Source organism: Ruegeria sp. BE3 (assembly GCF_056538865.1).
Genome location: NZ_JBQFTW010000001.1, coordinates 819,075 through 833,148, shown reverse-complemented (window position 1 = coordinate 833,148; position 14,074 = coordinate 819,075). Strand labels below are relative to the sequence as shown.

Below are 14,074 nucleotides of genomic sequence, written 5' to 3'. Positions count from 1 at the left end.
GACACCCTTCCAGCCCAGAGGTTTGCGCCATGATCCCCAGTTCCTTCCCCGACAGCACCGAAATCGCCCGCCTGACCGCACGGATGCTGCTGGAGATCAAGGCTGTTCACTTCAACTCGCGCGAGCCCTTCACGCTGGCATCCGGCCTGCCCAGCCCGACCTATATCGATTGTCGCAAACTGATCTCATACCCACGCATCCGCTCGACCCTAATGGACTTTCTGACCGTCACCGTGATGCGCGACGCAGGCTTTGAGGCGTTTGACAACATCGCTGGCGGCGAGACTGCAGGCATCCCGTTCGCGGCCATGGTTGCCGAGCGGATGGCTCTGCCGATGACCTATGTGCGCAAGAAGCCCAAAGGCTATGGCCGCAACGCCCGTATCGAAGGCGCGATGAGCGAAGGTGAACGCGTTCTGCTGGTCGAGGATCTGACAACCGATGGCGGCTCGAAACTATCCTTCGTGGATGCGATCCGCGAAACGGGTGCGACCTGCGGGCATACGGCCGTGATTTTCTACTACGGTATTTTCCCCGAGACCGAGAAGACGCTGGGTGACCACGGCGTGAAGCTGCACTCCTTATGCACCTGGTGGGATGTTCTGGCCGAGGCCAAGGCGCAAAAGGCCTTTGACGAAGAGACCCTTAGCGGTGTCGAAGCCTTCCTGAGCGACCCGCGCGGGTGGCAGGAAGCCAACAAAAGTTGACGTCGCGACAACTGTTTTCAAACTGGAAACAGAGGTCGCGCGACAGGCACCAATCGCACAATATGTTGACGCTCGACCCCATCTTGCTTCAATATGCAGGGGTCGGGAGATATTCACAACCTATCCCCAAAAACATACAATTTGCCCCGACTCGCAGGTCTAAGCTATGGACCTTGTCCCATGGGGACGATGAGAGCAGCAATGAACGAGATCAGTAGTATCGAGCAGGCAGCGGCACAGATTCAGAATCCGGAAACCATGCCGCATTCGATCGAGGCCGAGCAGCAACTTCTGGGCGCGATTCTGACAAATAATGATCTCTATGACAGGGTCGCCTCGATCATCGGGGCCGAGCATTTCTATGATCCGGTTCATGCCCGCATCTATGAGGTGGCAGCCACACGTATAGCCAAGAATGCGCTGGCCTCACCCGTGACGCTGAAATCCTTCATGGCCGAAGACGAGGGCCTGAAAGAATTGGGCGGCCCGGCCTATCTGGTCAAACTGGCCGGAGCCTCGATCAGCGCCTTTGCCGTGCATGACTATGCTCAGATGATCTATGACCTCGCCATCCGGCGCGAGTTGATCCGGCTGGGTCGCGACATCTCGGACAAGGCAGCACGGGTCGATGTATCCAGTGAGCCCAAGGAACAGATCGTCGAAGCCGAGCAACAACTTTACCAGCTGTCCGAGCAGGGCCAGACCGAACAGGGCTTTCAATCCTTCCTCAAGGCGGTCACAGAAGCCGTCAACGTCACCAACGAGGCTTACCAGCGCGGTGGCGGCATGGCGGGGATTTCCACCGGTCTGGCCGACCTGGATAAGCAGCTTGGGGGTCTGCATCCGTCCGACCTGATTATTCTGGCGGGGCGCCCATCGATGGGGAAAACCTCGCTGGCGACCAACGTGGCGTTCAATGTGGCCAAGGCCTATAAACGCGGCACCAAGCCGGATGGCTCAGAGGGCGCCATTGACGGCGGCGTCGTTGGGTTCTTCTCGCTCGAAATGAGCGCCGAGCAGCTGGCAGGCCGGGTTCTGGCCGAAGCTTCCGAGATTTCCTCACACAAAATCCGGCAAGGCGACATGACCGAAGCCGAGTTCCGCCGCTTCGTGGACGCGGCCAAGGAACTGGAAGCTTGCCCGCTCTTCATTGATGACACCCCCGCCCTGCCGATCTCACAACTTGCCGCCCGCGCGAGGAGGTTGAAGCGGACGCACGGCTTGGACCTGCTGGTGATCGACTATCTGCAGCTCTGCCGCGGCATGGCCGACAATCGCGTGAACGAAATCGCCGAGATTTCGATGGGCATGAAGGCCATCGCCAAAGAGTTGAACATCCCGGTGATCGCGCTGTCTCAGCTCTCCCGTCAGGTGGAAAACCGCGACGACAAACGCCCGCAACTGTCTGACCTGCGGGAATCAGGCTCGATCGAACAGGACGCCGACGTGGTGATGTTCGTATTCCGCGAGGAATATTACAAGGAACGCGAAAAGCCCGGCGATCACGAGCTGGAAAAGATGGAAGAATGGAAGCAGGCCATGGAACGCTTGCACGGCAAAGCCGAAGTCATCGTCGGCAAGCAGCGCCACGGCCCCATCGGCACGGTCGAGCTATCCTTCGAGGCACAATTTACTCGCTTCGGCAATCTGGTCAAACCCTGGCAACAGGACGGTCAGATCGAAGGGTACTGACGCCTACCAGAGCTCGGGCCGGTTCAACGCCTCAACACAATGCGACGCACCCTTGAGGGGTGTCATCTCGGCTTCGGTCAGAGATTGTGCCAACCAGCCGTGAGGATAGCTCAACTTCATTGGAGCCTTTGCAAACGCCTCCGAGATCGGTTGGAAGCCGGTTTTGCCGTAATAAGCCGGGTCGCCATAGGTGAACACCATATCAACCTCCGCCTTACGTAACTGATCCAATCCATGCGTGATCAGCGCTTGCCCCACGCCACCCCTCTGATGTTCTGTGCTGACCGCGACCGGTGACAAGATAAGCACCTGCCGAGCGTCCTGATCAAAGCGTAGACGAGACAAGCAGATACAGCCCAGCAAAGCATCCCCCTCAACTGCCGAAAACACATAGAGATCGCCATCCGGCGTGGTCGTGATCAGGTCGTGCACCAGTGAGCCGATCAGCTTGCCTTCATCTGCACCTTCCGAAGCGGAAAAAACGGCAGTGAAAAGCGCCACAATATCGGCTGCGCGCTGGTCGTGACCAGATATGAACTGGATGGCCATGTTGATGCCTCTCATTCCCATGTAATCGGTGGGCATAGCGCCCATGCCCCGTGTGGTAATGCAACCGGCACATCGGTTTGCTTAACAACCCGCGTGAAAAACATGAACGATAGGCCCCGCCAACGCGTTTTAACACTGATGTGAATACAATCCGATACCTTTTGCCGCTTTGCGACAAGTCGCGCAAATCCTTGGATTTATTGGCCTCGCGGCGCGGCGATATCATATCGATACATGAAACCCGTTTTCAAATCACCATTCCCTCTTGACCTTGGAACGGGCAATGTCTTGAACGGGATCATGAGTACTGCACGTTTAACGATCAATCTGCACGCGCTCGCCCACAATTGGCGCGCGCTGGATGCAAAGACGGAAGTCGAAACCGGCGCCGTGGTCAAGGCTGACGCCTATGGTCTGGGCGCGGAACCGGTTGCCTGGGCGCTGGCTGAAGAAGGCGTGCGCAAGTTTTTTGTCGCTGCTGCCGAAGAAGGCGCCATCGTTCGCGAGGCCGTGGGACCCGAGGCACTGGTTGCCGTGTTCTCTGGCCATATGGAAGGCGATACCGATCTGCTGCGCCACCATAATCTGACTCCGCTGATCAACTCCCCCGAGCAGTTCAAACGTCACCTCGAGGCGCTGCCGGATCATCGTTTCGGCATCCAGCTGGACAGCGGAATGAATCGTCTGGGCCTGGAACCGGCGGACTGGGCCGAACTGCGGCACAAAGCGTTGGAACTTGATCCACTGGTGGTGATGTCTCATCTGGCCTGCGCGGACGAACCCGACCATCCGATGAACCGCCAGCAGCTCAACACATTCAAGCAGATGACCGACGGGGTTGAAGCCCCCCGCTCGCTTGCCGCAACCGGGGGCACTCTGCTGGGGCCTGAATTCCACTTTGACTTCTGCCGTCCGGGCATCGGTCTCTATGGCGGGATGCCCTTTGCCGGAGCCAAGCCGGTGGTGACTGTTGATCTTCCGGTGATTCAAGTGCGCGACGTCGCGGTGGGTGAGACCGTGGGCTACGGCAACAGCTGGACCGCGCGCCGCCCGTCCAGGATCGCAACCGTCGCGGCGGGTTATGCCGATGGGCTACATCGTGCCATCGGCGGCGGCATTGATACATTCGCTGGTGATCAGCCCTGCCCGGTGGTAGGACGTATCTCGATGGACCTGATCACCGTGGATGTTACCGACTTGCCGTACAAACCTGATCGCCTGCGTATCCTGAACGGGCACCAAACCGTCGATGATCTGGCCGAGGCCGCCGGAACCATCGGCTATGAAATCCTGACCTCGCTCGGCAGCCGCTATTCCCGAGGCTACGTGGAATGAACCCCATCTCATTGCTGGGTGAGCTGGGACGCGCCATCCTGAACATGCTGGCCGCGTTTGGCCGCGTCGCGCTGTTCGCGCTCGACGCGGTTTCGCATATTTTCCGCCCCCCGTTTTATCCGCGCGAATTCGGCATCGCCCTGCTGAACATCGGCTGGCTGTCCCTGCCCGTGGTTGGCCTGACCGCCATTTTCACCGGCGGCGCGCTGGCGCTGCAGATCTACGCAGGCGGCGCGCGTTTCAATGCTGAGGCCGTGGTGCCCCAGATCGTCGCCATCGGCATGGTGCGAGAGCTTGGCCCGGTGCTGGTCGGCCTGATGATCGCCGCCCGCGTGACGTCTTCGATCGCCGCCGAGATTGCGACGATGAAAGTGACCGAGCAGATCGACGCTCTGGTCACTTTGTCCACGCACCCGATGAAATACCTCACCGCCCCGCGCGTGCTGGCCGCCCTAATCACCGTCCCGGCGCTGGTCGGGGTCGGAGATATCATTGGCATCGCAGGCGGTTACACCGTGGCCACGCAAAATCTGGGCTTCAACCCAGCGGCCTATCTAAAAAACACCGTAGACTTCCTTGAAACCCGCGACATCGTCTCGTCGCTGGTCAAAGGGGCCGCCTTCGGCGTCATCGCCGCCATCATGGGCTGCTACTACGGCATGTCCTCGGGCCGCGGCGCGCAGGGCGTGGGCCGCGCCACCAAAGGTTCGGTCGAGGCCGCCGCCGTGCTGATCCTCGCCGCCAATTTCGTACTCACAGGGGTGTTCTTCTCGCTATGATCCGGATGGAGAACGTACATAAGGCCTTTGGCGACAATCACGTGTTGCAAGGCATGAACCTTGAAATTCCCAAGGGTACCTCGATGGTCATCATTGGCGGTTCGGGCACCGGCAAATCCGTGGCACTGAAATGCATCCTCGGCCTGATCAAGCCTGACAGCGGCATGATCTATGTCGACGGCAAGGACGCCCAGAAAGGTGACCGGGATGCGTTTCTGGCGCGTTTCGGCATGCTGTTTCAGGGTGCTGCGCTGTTTGACTCCCTGCCCGTCTGGCAAAACGTCGCCTTCCGCCTACTGCGCGGCTCGCTGAAACGCCCGGCGGATGAGGCGCGCGAAATCGCCATCGAAAAACTGCGCCGCGTCGGTCTGAAATCCAACGTCGCCGACCGCTTCCCCGCCGAGTTGTCAGGCGGCATGCAAAAGCGCGTCGGCCTCGCCCGCGCCATCGCCGCCGAGCCCGAGATCATCTTCTTTGACGAGCCCACCACCGGCCTCGATCCCATCATGTCCGGCGTCATCAACGACCTGATCCGCGAGATCGTGACCGAGATGGGAGCCACTGCGATGACCATCACCCACGATATGAGTTCGGTCCGCGCGATTGCCGACAACGTGGCCATGCTGCACGGAGGCGTGATCCAGTGGACCGGCCCGGTCAGCCAGATGGACGCCTCGGGCGATCCCTATGTGGAGCAGTTCATCAGCGGGAGTGCAGAGGGGCCGATTGAGGCAGTGCGCTAATCTTTCTCACTCACTAGCCAGTTTTTCGCGCTCGCGACAACCTCATCTGGAAGCAATTCGGCTTTTCGAGATTCGAGATTTAACAAGACGCATTTGAACACTGTTGAGAATACAGTTTTTCTGTCGGCAGAGCGCAGCAATCTGTGTCGGAAGGTGACCGACTTCCCGCCTATCTCGAGTACCTCACTCTCCATCTGAATAGCCTCCCCCGCTCGAAGTTCGGCGAGGAAACTACTCTCCGCATGTACCACCGCAAATGATAGCTGCCGTCCCGAACGCATATCGTCTGCGTTCAATCCCATCTCCGATTGGATAGCAAACACCGAATCTGAGCAAGCCGCAAAGTACCGCGAGACATTCATATGCCCCAGAAAATCGCAATCCGAAGGATCAACAATTGACTTGAAAGCCACAAAAGCTGGCATCTGAGGTCTCCCCACTGACAAAAACGAGTTTGAATTCTTGAATTAAGCTAACACATAACTGAAACGCGTCGCCCGATAGGCGGCGGAACACCTAAAAAGTACATATGACCCTCCGCCTCGCCACCCTTTCACTCCTGATCCTCTACCCCATCGCGTGGTTCGCCCCGCTGATGCGCGCAGGGCTCTTGCCGATCTTCGGTCTCAGCGAAATAAGCGTCATCACCGGGCTCCAGTCCTTGTGGAAGTCCGACATCTTCCTCGCGTTGATTGTCACCGTCTTCGCCCTCTTCGCACCCTACATCAAAACCATCGGGACCGCGCTGATCCAATGGAACCTGCTGGACCCGCGCGTCCAACCCGCACTGAACATCCTCGGCAAGCTGGCGATGGCCGATATCTTCCTCATCGCGCTTTACATCACACTGGCCAAAGGCATCTCATACGCCACCATCGAAACAGCCTGGGGCCTTTACCTGTTCACCGGCTGCATCCTCGCTTCGTTGACCCTAGGTCACATTACAGAGATGACATCTGGATCACGAAAACCTCAGACGTAATTGATTGAAAACGCATTTCTGAGTATCTTTATGATATTTCGAGCAGCAACGTTTTTGTAGTTCACGGGTCCTCAGCGGACCAGATCGTGCTTGATTGTCGTCCGCTTTGACCCGGTTTCGTATCGGTTAAAGAAGGAGATCGACATCATGGCCGCCCTTCACTCTATCACATTGCAATTTCAGAATGCCTTATTGAAACTGACATTTTTCCTGATCTGCGCCGCCGCATTATTCGCGGTCACAACAACTGTTTTGTCCGCCTTCGGTATCCTGCCGTGGCTGTCCCTGCAGGCTGGCCTCAGCGGTGGTGCCGCGATAGACGCTGGTCCCTACGTTCAGATCGGCCTGACCGCGCTGATCCTTATGCTGACCTTCTATCTGCCCTCAAGCGCCCGAATGATGGCGCTGGAGCGGACGCACCGCAACTTCTCTCTCAACATGCAGGATGTGGCCGGTGCCTACCAACTCGCCCATGCTGCTGACCGCAACGGCACCTTCGCGCTGTCATCCGAATTCGACGCGGTGAAAGAGCGTATGGCCTTCCTGCGCGACCATCCCGATCTTCAGGGGCTTGAACCCCAGGTGCTGGAACTGGCCGCACAGATGAGCCAGATCAGCCAGGAACTGGCTGAAACCTACGGAGATGCCAAAGTAGAGCGCGCCCGCGCCTTCCTGCGGCAACGGCAGGAAGAGGTCGAGCAATTCCAGCACCGGATCGAAGATGCCCAGACCATCCAGCACGAGCTGCGTCAGTGGACCCGCGATATCGAGATCGAGGAATCCATCGCCAAATCCCAACTCGCGCGCCTCAGGGATGAGCTGTTCGACCTGCTGCCGGAACTGTCGGCGCAGCTGCAATCCCCGACGGACGATCAAACACCCGGCAGCGTGGTTGCCATGACCCCGCCGCGTGCCGCGGAATAGGCGCTTTCAGCGCCCGCCGCAGAGGATGGCCCGCAGGGCCTGACGATGCGGCGCACCCCCGGCGGTGAGGAAAGCCCGCAAGGGCTTGAAGAACCGCCCCGCCTGGGGCACGAAGGGCGGCATGGCTAAGACAAAATCCTTCACCTGCTCCGCCTGCGGTGCCTCGCATACAAGATGGTCCGGTCGCTGCGATGGCTGCGGCGAATGGAATACCATTGTTCAGGAAGCGCCCCTTTCGGCGGGACCGGCCAAGAAATCACTCGGCGGCAAGCGCGGCCAGTCTATCGCGCTCACCGACCTGTCGACCGAAGAAACACCTCCGCCCCGCACCCTCTGCGGCGTAGAAGAACTGGATCGCGTCCTTGGCGGTGGTCTCGTCCCCGCCTCGGCCCTGCTGGTTGGTGGAGACCCCGGTATCGGCAAATCCACCCTTCTTTTGCAGGCGGCTGCCCGCTTTGCTCGCAATGGGATCAAAACCATCTACGTCTCGGGTGAAGAAGCCAGTGCGCAGGTTCGGATGCGCGCACGCCGGTTGGGTCTGGAGGAATCGCCCGTCCAACTGGCCGCTGAGACCAACCTGCGCGACATCCTCACCACGCTAGAGGCCGAAAAACCAGGCCTCGCCATCATCGACTCGATCCAGACCATGTGGGCTGACAATGTGGATAGCGCGCCGGGCTCGGTCAGTCAGGTCCGCGCCGCAGCGCATGAACTGACGACATTCGCCAAACGCCACGGCGTGTCGATCATCATGGTTGGCCATGTCACCAAGGAAGGCCAGATCGCTGGCCCCCGCGTTGTCGAACATATGGTCGATACCGTACTCTATTTCGAAGGTGAGCGTGGACACCAGTTCCGCATCCTGCGCGCGGTCAAGAACCGCTTTGGCCCGGCGGATGAGATCGGCGTATTCGAGATGACGGGCAAGGGTCTGGCCCAGGTTACCAACCCCTCGGCCCTGTTCCTGTCGGAGCGTGGCACACCCTGCCCCGGATCAGCCGTCTTCGCAGGCATCGAAGGCACCCGCCCCGTGTTAGTCGAACTGCAGGCACTAGTTGCGCCCTCGCCCCATTCGCAGCCCCGACGCACGGTGGTGGGATGGGACAGCGGGCGGCTCGCCATGATCCTCGCCGTACTCGAAGCCCGTTGCGGCATCCCCTTTGCCGGGCTCGATGTCTATCTCAACGTGGCCGGAGGGTTGAAAGTCTCTGAACCCGCCGCAGACCTCGCGGTTGCCGCCGCACTGCTCAGCGCCCGCGAAGATACCGCCCTGCCTGCCGATACTGTGGTTTTCGGAGAAATCTCGCTGTCGGGGGCACTTAGACCCGCCCCACAAACCGAAAACAGGTTGAAAGAAGCGCAAAAACTTGGTTTCACAGCGGCAATTGCTCCGGCGGGTGGCAAAACCGGCACTGTGGCAGGTCTGACACTCACCCGACCCTCTGATTTGGTGGGGTTTGTTGGCGAAACCTTCGGAGCAGGTTAAGGTCGCGCCCCGAGGGGCAGTAAAAAGAACAGGCGAGGGCCATGGAAGGTTTTACAATAATTGACGGGGTTGTCGCCCTGATCATCGTGCTGTCAGGCCTTTTGGCCTACTCACGCGGTTTCATGCGCGAGGTTCTGGCCATCGCGGGCTGGGTCGCCGCCGCCGTTCTGGCATTCATCTTCGCACCGCAAGCCGTGCCGCTGGTGAAAGAGGTCCCGGTGGTCGGAGAGTTCCTGCGCGACAGTTGCGAGCTTTCGGTTATTACCGGCTTTGCTGCGGTCTTCGCAATCGCTCTGATCGTGGTTAGCATTTTTACACCGCTGTTCTCATCGCTGGTGCAACGCTCGGCGATTGGCGGGCTGGATCAGGCGCTTGGGTTCTTCTTCGGCATTGCACGCGGCATCCTGCTGGTTGCGATTGCGTTCTTTGTCTACGACACCGTGATGACCGGTCAGTCCTATACAATCGTCGACGAAAGCCGCTCGGCCAAAGTGTTCGAACAGTTCAGCGGTAAAATCGAAGAACAAAACCCCGAAGCTGCGCTGGGTTGGGTCACCGCCCAGTATGAACAGCTGGTTGCCAGCTGCACCGCAGACAGCGCGTCGGAAGGCTGAACGCAGTCAAACTGAACTGATGAAAGCCCGGCTTCGACCGGGCTTTTTCATGCCCAGGCCGCAGGGATCAAACGAACCCTTCTCCACCGCAGATATTGCACCGGATGCTTTTCAGCCCAAAACACCCGTCGCACCGGCTTGAGATAGGTTTGCCGAATTGGTCGCGACTCTTGACCACCTCGCCGCTGCCTTTGCAGATCTCACAGGGTGCGCGGCCGGCCCCGCGACAGCGATGACACCGCCGTTTGACGGGTTCTTCTTTTGGCCTGTTCTGTTTGTGTTGCCACATAGCTGTGCTCCACCCAGTGTTGCCAGAGTGTCTGCAAAAACACTCGCGAACATATGACAGCATAGGTCTGCCCATTTGTCATCCCAAACCCACGGCATGTACAAATCTCGCCTGTGGCAAATCACAAATGTGATCCTTTGATGACACACGCATCGTTTGGCATTATGTGGAGGCCGTACCGAGATGGAATCGGAGCTGCCGATCTTGCTGTATCTGTTTTCTTTCGCACTAGCCGCCCTCGCGCTTGTGCCTGTTTGCCGCCTGAGCGGTCAACAACACCACATTCGGATACCGACCCGCAGCCGACCCGACCGAAACGCCAGCCAGAACAAGTCATAGAAATTGGAGCCCGTGTATGTGTGGGATATTGGGGATCGCAAGCCGGACACATGATGTCTTTGCGGAAATCTATGACGGGTTGCTGATGCTGCAGCACCGGGGTCAGGATGCCTCAGGCATCGTGACCTATAATGGTGAATTCTTCCGCGAGAAAAAGGCCAACGGCCTCGTCAAGGATGTATTCAACGCCAGCGACGCCGAAACCCTGCTGGGTAAGGTCGGCATGGGCCATGTGCGCTATCCCACCGCAGGCTCGCTCAGCGCGGCCGAGGCGCAGCCGTTTTTCGTGAACGCCCCTTATGGCATCTACCTCGTCCATAACGGCAACATCACCAACACCGAAGAACAGCGCGAGAAGGTCACGGCCAAGTACAGCCGCCACCTGCGCACCACGTCGGATTCCGAGGTCCTGCTGAACGTGCTGGCCGACAAGGTCGCTGATGCGATCAAGGTGAATGGCAACGCCGACCCGATCCGCAACCTGTTTGCCGGCGTGAAAATGACGATGGAGCGCATTCAGGGCGCCTATTCGGTGATCTGTCTGGTCGCCGGCGTCGGCATGCTGGCCTTCCGTGATCCCTATGGCATCCGGCCTCTTTCAGTGGCGAAACGCGAGGCACCGGGCGTTGGGGATGATTATGCTTTCGCCTCGGAAGATGTGGCCTTTGGCATCAACGGGTTTGATAAGCTGCGCGACCTGCGCCCCGGCGAGGCGATTCTGATCGATCTTGACGGCAACATGCATGAGTTCCAAGCCGTCGAAGGCAAGCTGACCCCTTGTATTTTCGAGTATGTCTACCTGGCGCGGCCAGATTCCTTGCTGGATGGCGTATCGGTCTACAAGACCCAGATGCGGATGGGCCAAACGCTGGCAAAGCAAATTCAAGACTCGGGCCTTCAGATCGATCGGATCATCCCCGTTCCAGACAGCGCCCGCCCTGTCGCGCTCGAAGCAGCCAAGATCACCGGCATTCCTTACCGCGAGGGCCTGGTGAAGAACCGCTATGTAGGCCGCACCTTCATCATGCCCGGTCAGGAAGAACGGCAGAAATCCGTGCGCCGCAAACTCAACGCGGTGCCGTTGGAGTTCGACGGGCATAACGTGTTGCTGATCGACGACTCGATTGTGCGTGGCAATACAATCAAGAAGATCGTCCAGATGTGCCGCGAGGCCGGTGCAAAGAAGGTCTATATCGCCAGCGCCTCACCGCCGGTGAAATATCCCAACGTCTATGGCATCGACATGCCCACCAAGGCCGAATTGGTTGCCAATGGCAAAGAGATCGAAGAAATCCGTGAGGAACTGGGCGCAGATGCGCTGTTCTATCAGCATCTCGACGATCTGATCTGGGCCGCCAAGGAAGGTAACCCCGAGATCGAAGCCTTCGACTGTTCCTGCTTTGACGGAAACTACATCACCGGGGTGAACGAGGACTATCTGGACAGCCTCGAAAACAGCAGCCGGGTCAGCAAGAAGCGTGAGGATATGCAGGTGGTCGGCAGCTCATGGAACGCGGCGAAACTGGCCTCGGGCTGAACGTTGTCTGACAGGCAATCCATTGAGCGATGGCATAGAAGGCCAGTTGCGGCTTGGCTATAAGTGCTCTCGGTCAAAATCCGCTCATCATTTTTGCTGAGTCCACAGCGGCTTGCCCGGGTGGCATTTCTGCTCCCCCAAATGTGAACATAACGGCTCTTTAGCTCCGACATAGCCCATGTTACGCGGCGCCTCGAACCACTCACTATACGGGGTCGGGGCGCATAGCCCGACCGCAGATCATGGCAAATACAACGGTCAAAAGCGCAGCCACGCAGCGGGGTGCGTTGAAGAAGAATTCGGTTTCGGTCCTGGGCGTATTTGGCCCAAAGGCCGAACTGCAGGCTCTGGTCCGATTGTCTTCGGGGCGGGTTAAGAAGGTGAAACCCGGCGGTCGGCTGGGTTCTGGTCGCGTGATGGCGATTGATGAACAGGGCGTTGTGCTGCGACAAAGCGGCCAGAACCGCCGGATCGACATTCCCGGCGGTTGATCCTGACTTGACGCTTTGCGCGGACGGGTTCAAACCCCCCTCATGACCGATCAGACCAAAATCGCCCTGATTACCGGGGCCTCGCGCGGGTTGGGCGCGGCGCTGGCCGAAGCCCTTTCCCCCGACTATCACATCGTCGCCGTCGCCCGTACCCAAGGCGGGCTGGAAGAACTGGACGACCGCATTCAGGCCAAAGGCGGCTCGGCCACCCTGGCCCCGATGGACATCGCCGATCCCAACGCGATGGCAACGCTGTGCCGGGGTATTCATGACCGCTGGGGCAAGATCGATCTGTGGCTGCACACGGCGATCCACACCTCGGCACTGACGCCTGCGCATTTTGTTGATCCGAAGGAATGGGCCAAGGCCATTAACACCAATGCGACGGCCACCTCGGTTCTGATCCCGTATGTGACGCCCTTGCTTGGCGATGCCGGCCATGCGGTGTTCTTTGATGACCCGAAAGCGGGCGAGAAGTTCTATGGTATCTATGGCGCCACCAAAGCAGCACAGATGGCGCTGGCGCGCAGCTGGGCGGCTGAGACGGCGCGGACCGGTCCGCGCGTATCGATTTTTGAGCCTGCCCCGATGCCCACAGCCGTGCGCGCGCGGTTCCATCCCGGTGAGGATCGAGATGTGTTGACCAGCACTGCGGATGAGGCGGCGCGTATTCTGGCGCAGCTATAGGGGATGGCCCTTGCGGGCCATGCCTCCGGCGGGGATATTTTTGGCCAGATGAAGCGGGCGGATTACGCGATATGAACGCCGTTGCGCCCGGCGAGGTCGACGAAGAATTGCCAGGCCACGCGGCCCGAACGCGAACCGCGGGTGGCTTGCCATTCGATGGCCTCGGCGCGCAGGGTTTCCGGATCGACCTTGACGCCGTGAGCGGCGCAGTAGCGGTCGATCATGGCGAGGTATTCGTCCTGATCGCAGGGGTGGAAGCCCAGCCACAGACCGAAACGATCGGAGAGTGAGACCTTTTCCTCGACCGCCTCAGACGGGTTGATGGCGCTGGAGCGTTCGTTTTCGATCATGTCACGCGGCATCAAATGGCGGCGGTTCGAGGTGGCGTAGAACACCACATTCTCAGGGCGGCCTTCGATGCCGCCGTCCAGTACCGCCTTGAGCGACTTATAATGCTGATCATCGTGGCTGAATGACAAATCATCACAGAACAGGATGAACCGGTGCGGCGCAGAGCGCAGGTGGTTCAGCAGGCGCGCGACCGAGGCCATATCCTCGCGCTGCAGTTCCACCAGTTTCAGGTCGGGATGCTCATCCTGCAGCGTGCCATGGACGGCTTTGACAAGGCTGGATTTGCCCATTCCGCGCGCGCCCCAGAGCAGCGCGTTATTGGCCTTGTAGCCAGCCGCAAAGCGGCGTGTGTTATCCAGCAGAGTGTCACGAGACCTGTTGATCCCCACCAGCAAATCCAGATCGACCCGATTGACCTTAGTGACGGGCTCCAGCCGGTCGGGTTCGACATGCCAGACGAAGGCCGGGGCCGCGTTGAAATCAGGTGTAGCCAAGGGCGCAGGCGCCACTCGTTCCAACGCGTCTGCGATGCGGTTCAAGGCTTGATCGTCCATCGGCTCCTCCGGGGT

At 59.3% G+C, this 14,074-nt stretch carries 15 protein-coding genes; 12 read left to right on the top strand and 3 right to left on the bottom strand.

The window, feature by feature from the left end:
- The first annotated feature begins 29 nt into the window (after nt 1–29).
- The gene (locus tag ACR0AZ_RS04160) at nt 30–707 is read left to right on the top strand and encodes an orotate phosphoribosyltransferase (RefSeq protein WP_480666832.1); all 678 of its coding nucleotides are present in this window, start codon (nt 30–32) and stop codon (nt 705–707) included.
- Nucleotides 708–908: 201 nt separating this feature from the next.
- Complete coding sequence (locus ACR0AZ_RS04155; protein ID WP_480469636.1) at nt 909–2,399, top strand: replicative DNA helicase; 1,491 nt, start codon at nt 909–911, stop codon at nt 2,397–2,399.
- 3 nt (nt 2,400–2,402) lie between these two features.
- On the opposite strand, the gene ACR0AZ_RS04150 is transcribed toward ACR0AZ_RS04155, so the two are convergent.
- A complete protein-coding gene (locus ACR0AZ_RS04150) occupies nt 2,403–2,984 on the bottom strand; it encodes a GNAT family N-acetyltransferase (RefSeq protein ID WP_480666830.1) in 582 nt (193 codons plus the stop codon).
- A 264-nt stretch (nt 2,985–3,248) separates the two neighbouring features.
- Between ACR0AZ_RS04150 and alr the strand changes: the two genes are divergently transcribed.
- From alr to ACR0AZ_RS04135, 3 genes are read left to right on the top strand one after another with little or no spacing between them, the layout of a single operon-like run.
- Nucleotides 3,249–4,283: an alanine racemase gene (gene alr, locus ACR0AZ_RS04145; protein WP_480469634.1), complete on the top strand. Its 1,035-nt coding sequence runs from the start codon at nt 3,249–3,251 to the stop codon at nt 4,281–4,283.
- Nucleotides 4,280–5,062, top strand: a complete 783-nt coding sequence (locus ACR0AZ_RS04140; protein ID WP_480469633.1) for an MlaE family ABC transporter permease — start codon at nt 4,280–4,282, stop codon at nt 5,060–5,062. The genes alr and ACR0AZ_RS04140 overlap by 4 nt, the downstream gene beginning before the upstream one ends.
- A complete protein-coding gene (locus ACR0AZ_RS04135) occupies nt 5,059–5,805 on the top strand; it encodes an ABC transporter ATP-binding protein (RefSeq protein ID WP_480469632.1) in 747 nt (248 codons plus the stop codon). The genes ACR0AZ_RS04140 and ACR0AZ_RS04135 overlap by 4 nt, the downstream gene beginning before the upstream one ends.
- Here the strand turns inward: ACR0AZ_RS04135 and ACR0AZ_RS04130 are convergent.
- The gene (locus ACR0AZ_RS04130; protein ID WP_480666829.1) at nt 5,802–6,230 is read right to left on the bottom strand and encodes an acyl-CoA thioesterase; all 429 of its coding nucleotides are present in this window, start codon (nt 6,228–6,230) and stop codon (nt 5,802–5,804) included. The genes ACR0AZ_RS04135 and ACR0AZ_RS04130 overlap by 4 nt on opposite strands.
- 104 nt (nt 6,231–6,334) lie before the next feature.
- Between ACR0AZ_RS04130 and ACR0AZ_RS04125 the strand changes: the two genes are divergently transcribed.
- The 7 genes from ACR0AZ_RS04125 to ACR0AZ_RS04095 all read left to right on the top strand — a co-directional run bounded on the left by ACR0AZ_RS04125 (nt 6,335) and on the right by ACR0AZ_RS04095 (nt 13,154).
- Nucleotides 6,335–6,787 (top strand): paraquat-inducible protein A, encoded by a 453-nt coding sequence (locus ACR0AZ_RS04125; protein WP_480657463.1) that lies wholly within the window; start codon nt 6,335–6,337, stop codon nt 6,785–6,787.
- A 147-nt stretch (nt 6,788–6,934) separates the two neighbouring features.
- Entirely contained in the window at nt 6,935–7,711 is a 777-nt protein-coding gene (locus ACR0AZ_RS04120; RefSeq protein ID WP_480666828.1) for a DNA repair protein, read from the top strand.
- 121 nt (nt 7,712–7,832) lie between these two features.
- Nucleotides 7,833–9,197, top strand: coding sequence for a DNA repair protein RadA (radA, locus tag ACR0AZ_RS04115; protein WP_480666827.1), 1,365 nt, complete (start codon nt 7,833–7,835; stop codon nt 9,195–9,197).
- Nucleotides 9,198–9,238: 41 nt separating this feature from the next.
- Nucleotides 9,239–9,811 (top strand): CvpA family protein, encoded by a 573-nt coding sequence (locus ACR0AZ_RS04110; protein ID WP_480469627.1) that lies wholly within the window; start codon nt 9,239–9,241, stop codon nt 9,809–9,811.
- 644 nt (nt 9,812–10,455) lie between these two features.
- Nucleotides 10,456–11,976: an amidophosphoribosyltransferase gene (gene purF, locus ACR0AZ_RS04105; RefSeq protein WP_480469626.1), complete on the top strand. Its 1,521-nt coding sequence runs from the start codon at nt 10,456–10,458 to the stop codon at nt 11,974–11,976.
- Between the two features lie 242 nt (nt 11,977–12,218).
- Nucleotides 12,219–12,467 carry a hypothetical protein gene (locus tag ACR0AZ_RS04100; protein WP_480469625.1) on the top strand — a complete coding sequence of 83 codons (249 nt, stop codon included), beginning with the start codon at nt 12,219–12,221 and terminating at the stop codon, nt 12,465–12,467.
- Nucleotides 12,468–12,509: 42 nt separating this feature from the next.
- Complete coding sequence (locus ACR0AZ_RS04095; protein ID WP_480469624.1) at nt 12,510–13,154, top strand: SDR family NAD(P)-dependent oxidoreductase; 645 nt, start codon at nt 12,510–12,512, stop codon at nt 13,152–13,154.
- 62 nt (nt 13,155–13,216) lie between these two features.
- On the opposite strand, the gene ACR0AZ_RS04090 is transcribed toward ACR0AZ_RS04095, so the two are convergent.
- Nucleotides 13,217–14,059 carry an ATP-binding protein gene (locus ACR0AZ_RS04090; RefSeq protein ID WP_480469623.1) on the bottom strand — a complete coding sequence of 281 codons (843 nt, stop codon included), beginning with the start codon at nt 14,057–14,059 and terminating at the stop codon, nt 13,217–13,219.
- Between the last annotated feature and the right edge of the window lie 15 nt (nt 14,060–14,074).

Excerpts from the sequence above, each read along its gene's own strand:
- alr (WP_480469634.1), top strand. The coding sequence starts at position 3,249 with ATGAGTACTGCACGTTTAACGATCAATCTGCACGCGCTCGCCCACAAT.
- ACR0AZ_RS04125 (WP_480657463.1), top strand. The coding sequence starts at position 6,335 with ATGACCCTCCGCCTCGCCACCCTTTCACTCCTGATCCTCTACCCCATC.
- ACR0AZ_RS04120 (WP_480666828.1), top strand. The coding sequence starts at position 6,935 with ATGGCCGCCCTTCACTCTATCACATTGCAATTTCAGAATGCCTTATTG.
- ACR0AZ_RS04140 (WP_480469633.1), top strand. The coding sequence starts at position 4,280 with ATGAACCCCATCTCATTGCTGGGTGAGCTGGGACGCGCCATCCTGAAC.
- ACR0AZ_RS04130 (WP_480666829.1), bottom strand. The coding sequence starts at position 6,230 with ATGCCAGCTTTTGTGGCTTTCAAGTCAATTGTTGATCCTTCGGATTGC.
- radA (WP_480666827.1), top strand. The coding sequence starts at position 7,833 with ATGGCTAAGACAAAATCCTTCACCTGCTCCGCCTGCGGTGCCTCGCAT.
- ACR0AZ_RS04095 (WP_480469624.1), top strand. The coding sequence starts at position 12,510 with ATGACCGATCAGACCAAAATCGCCCTGATTACCGGGGCCTCGCGCGGG.
- ACR0AZ_RS04090 (WP_480469623.1), bottom strand. The coding sequence starts at position 14,059 with ATGGACGATCAAGCCTTGAACCGCATCGCAGACGCGTTGGAACGAGTG.
- ACR0AZ_RS04160 (WP_480666832.1), top strand. The coding sequence starts at position 30 with ATGATCCCCAGTTCCTTCCCCGACAGCACCGAAATCGCCCGCCTGACC.
- purF (WP_480469626.1), top strand. The coding sequence starts at position 10,456 with ATGTGTGGGATATTGGGGATCGCAAGCCGGACACATGATGTCTTTGCG.
- ACR0AZ_RS04150 (WP_480666830.1), bottom strand. The coding sequence starts at position 2,984 with ATGCCCACCGATTACATGGGAATGAGAGGCATCAACATGGCCATCCAG.
- ACR0AZ_RS04135 (WP_480469632.1), top strand. The coding sequence starts at position 5,059 with ATGATCCGGATGGAGAACGTACATAAGGCCTTTGGCGACAATCACGTG.
- ACR0AZ_RS04100 (WP_480469625.1), top strand. The coding sequence starts at position 12,219 with ATGGCAAATACAACGGTCAAAAGCGCAGCCACGCAGCGGGGTGCGTTG.
- ACR0AZ_RS04155 (WP_480469636.1), top strand. The coding sequence starts at position 909 with ATGAACGAGATCAGTAGTATCGAGCAGGCAGCGGCACAGATTCAGAAT.
- ACR0AZ_RS04110 (WP_480469627.1), top strand. The coding sequence starts at position 9,239 with ATGGAAGGTTTTACAATAATTGACGGGGTTGTCGCCCTGATCATCGTG.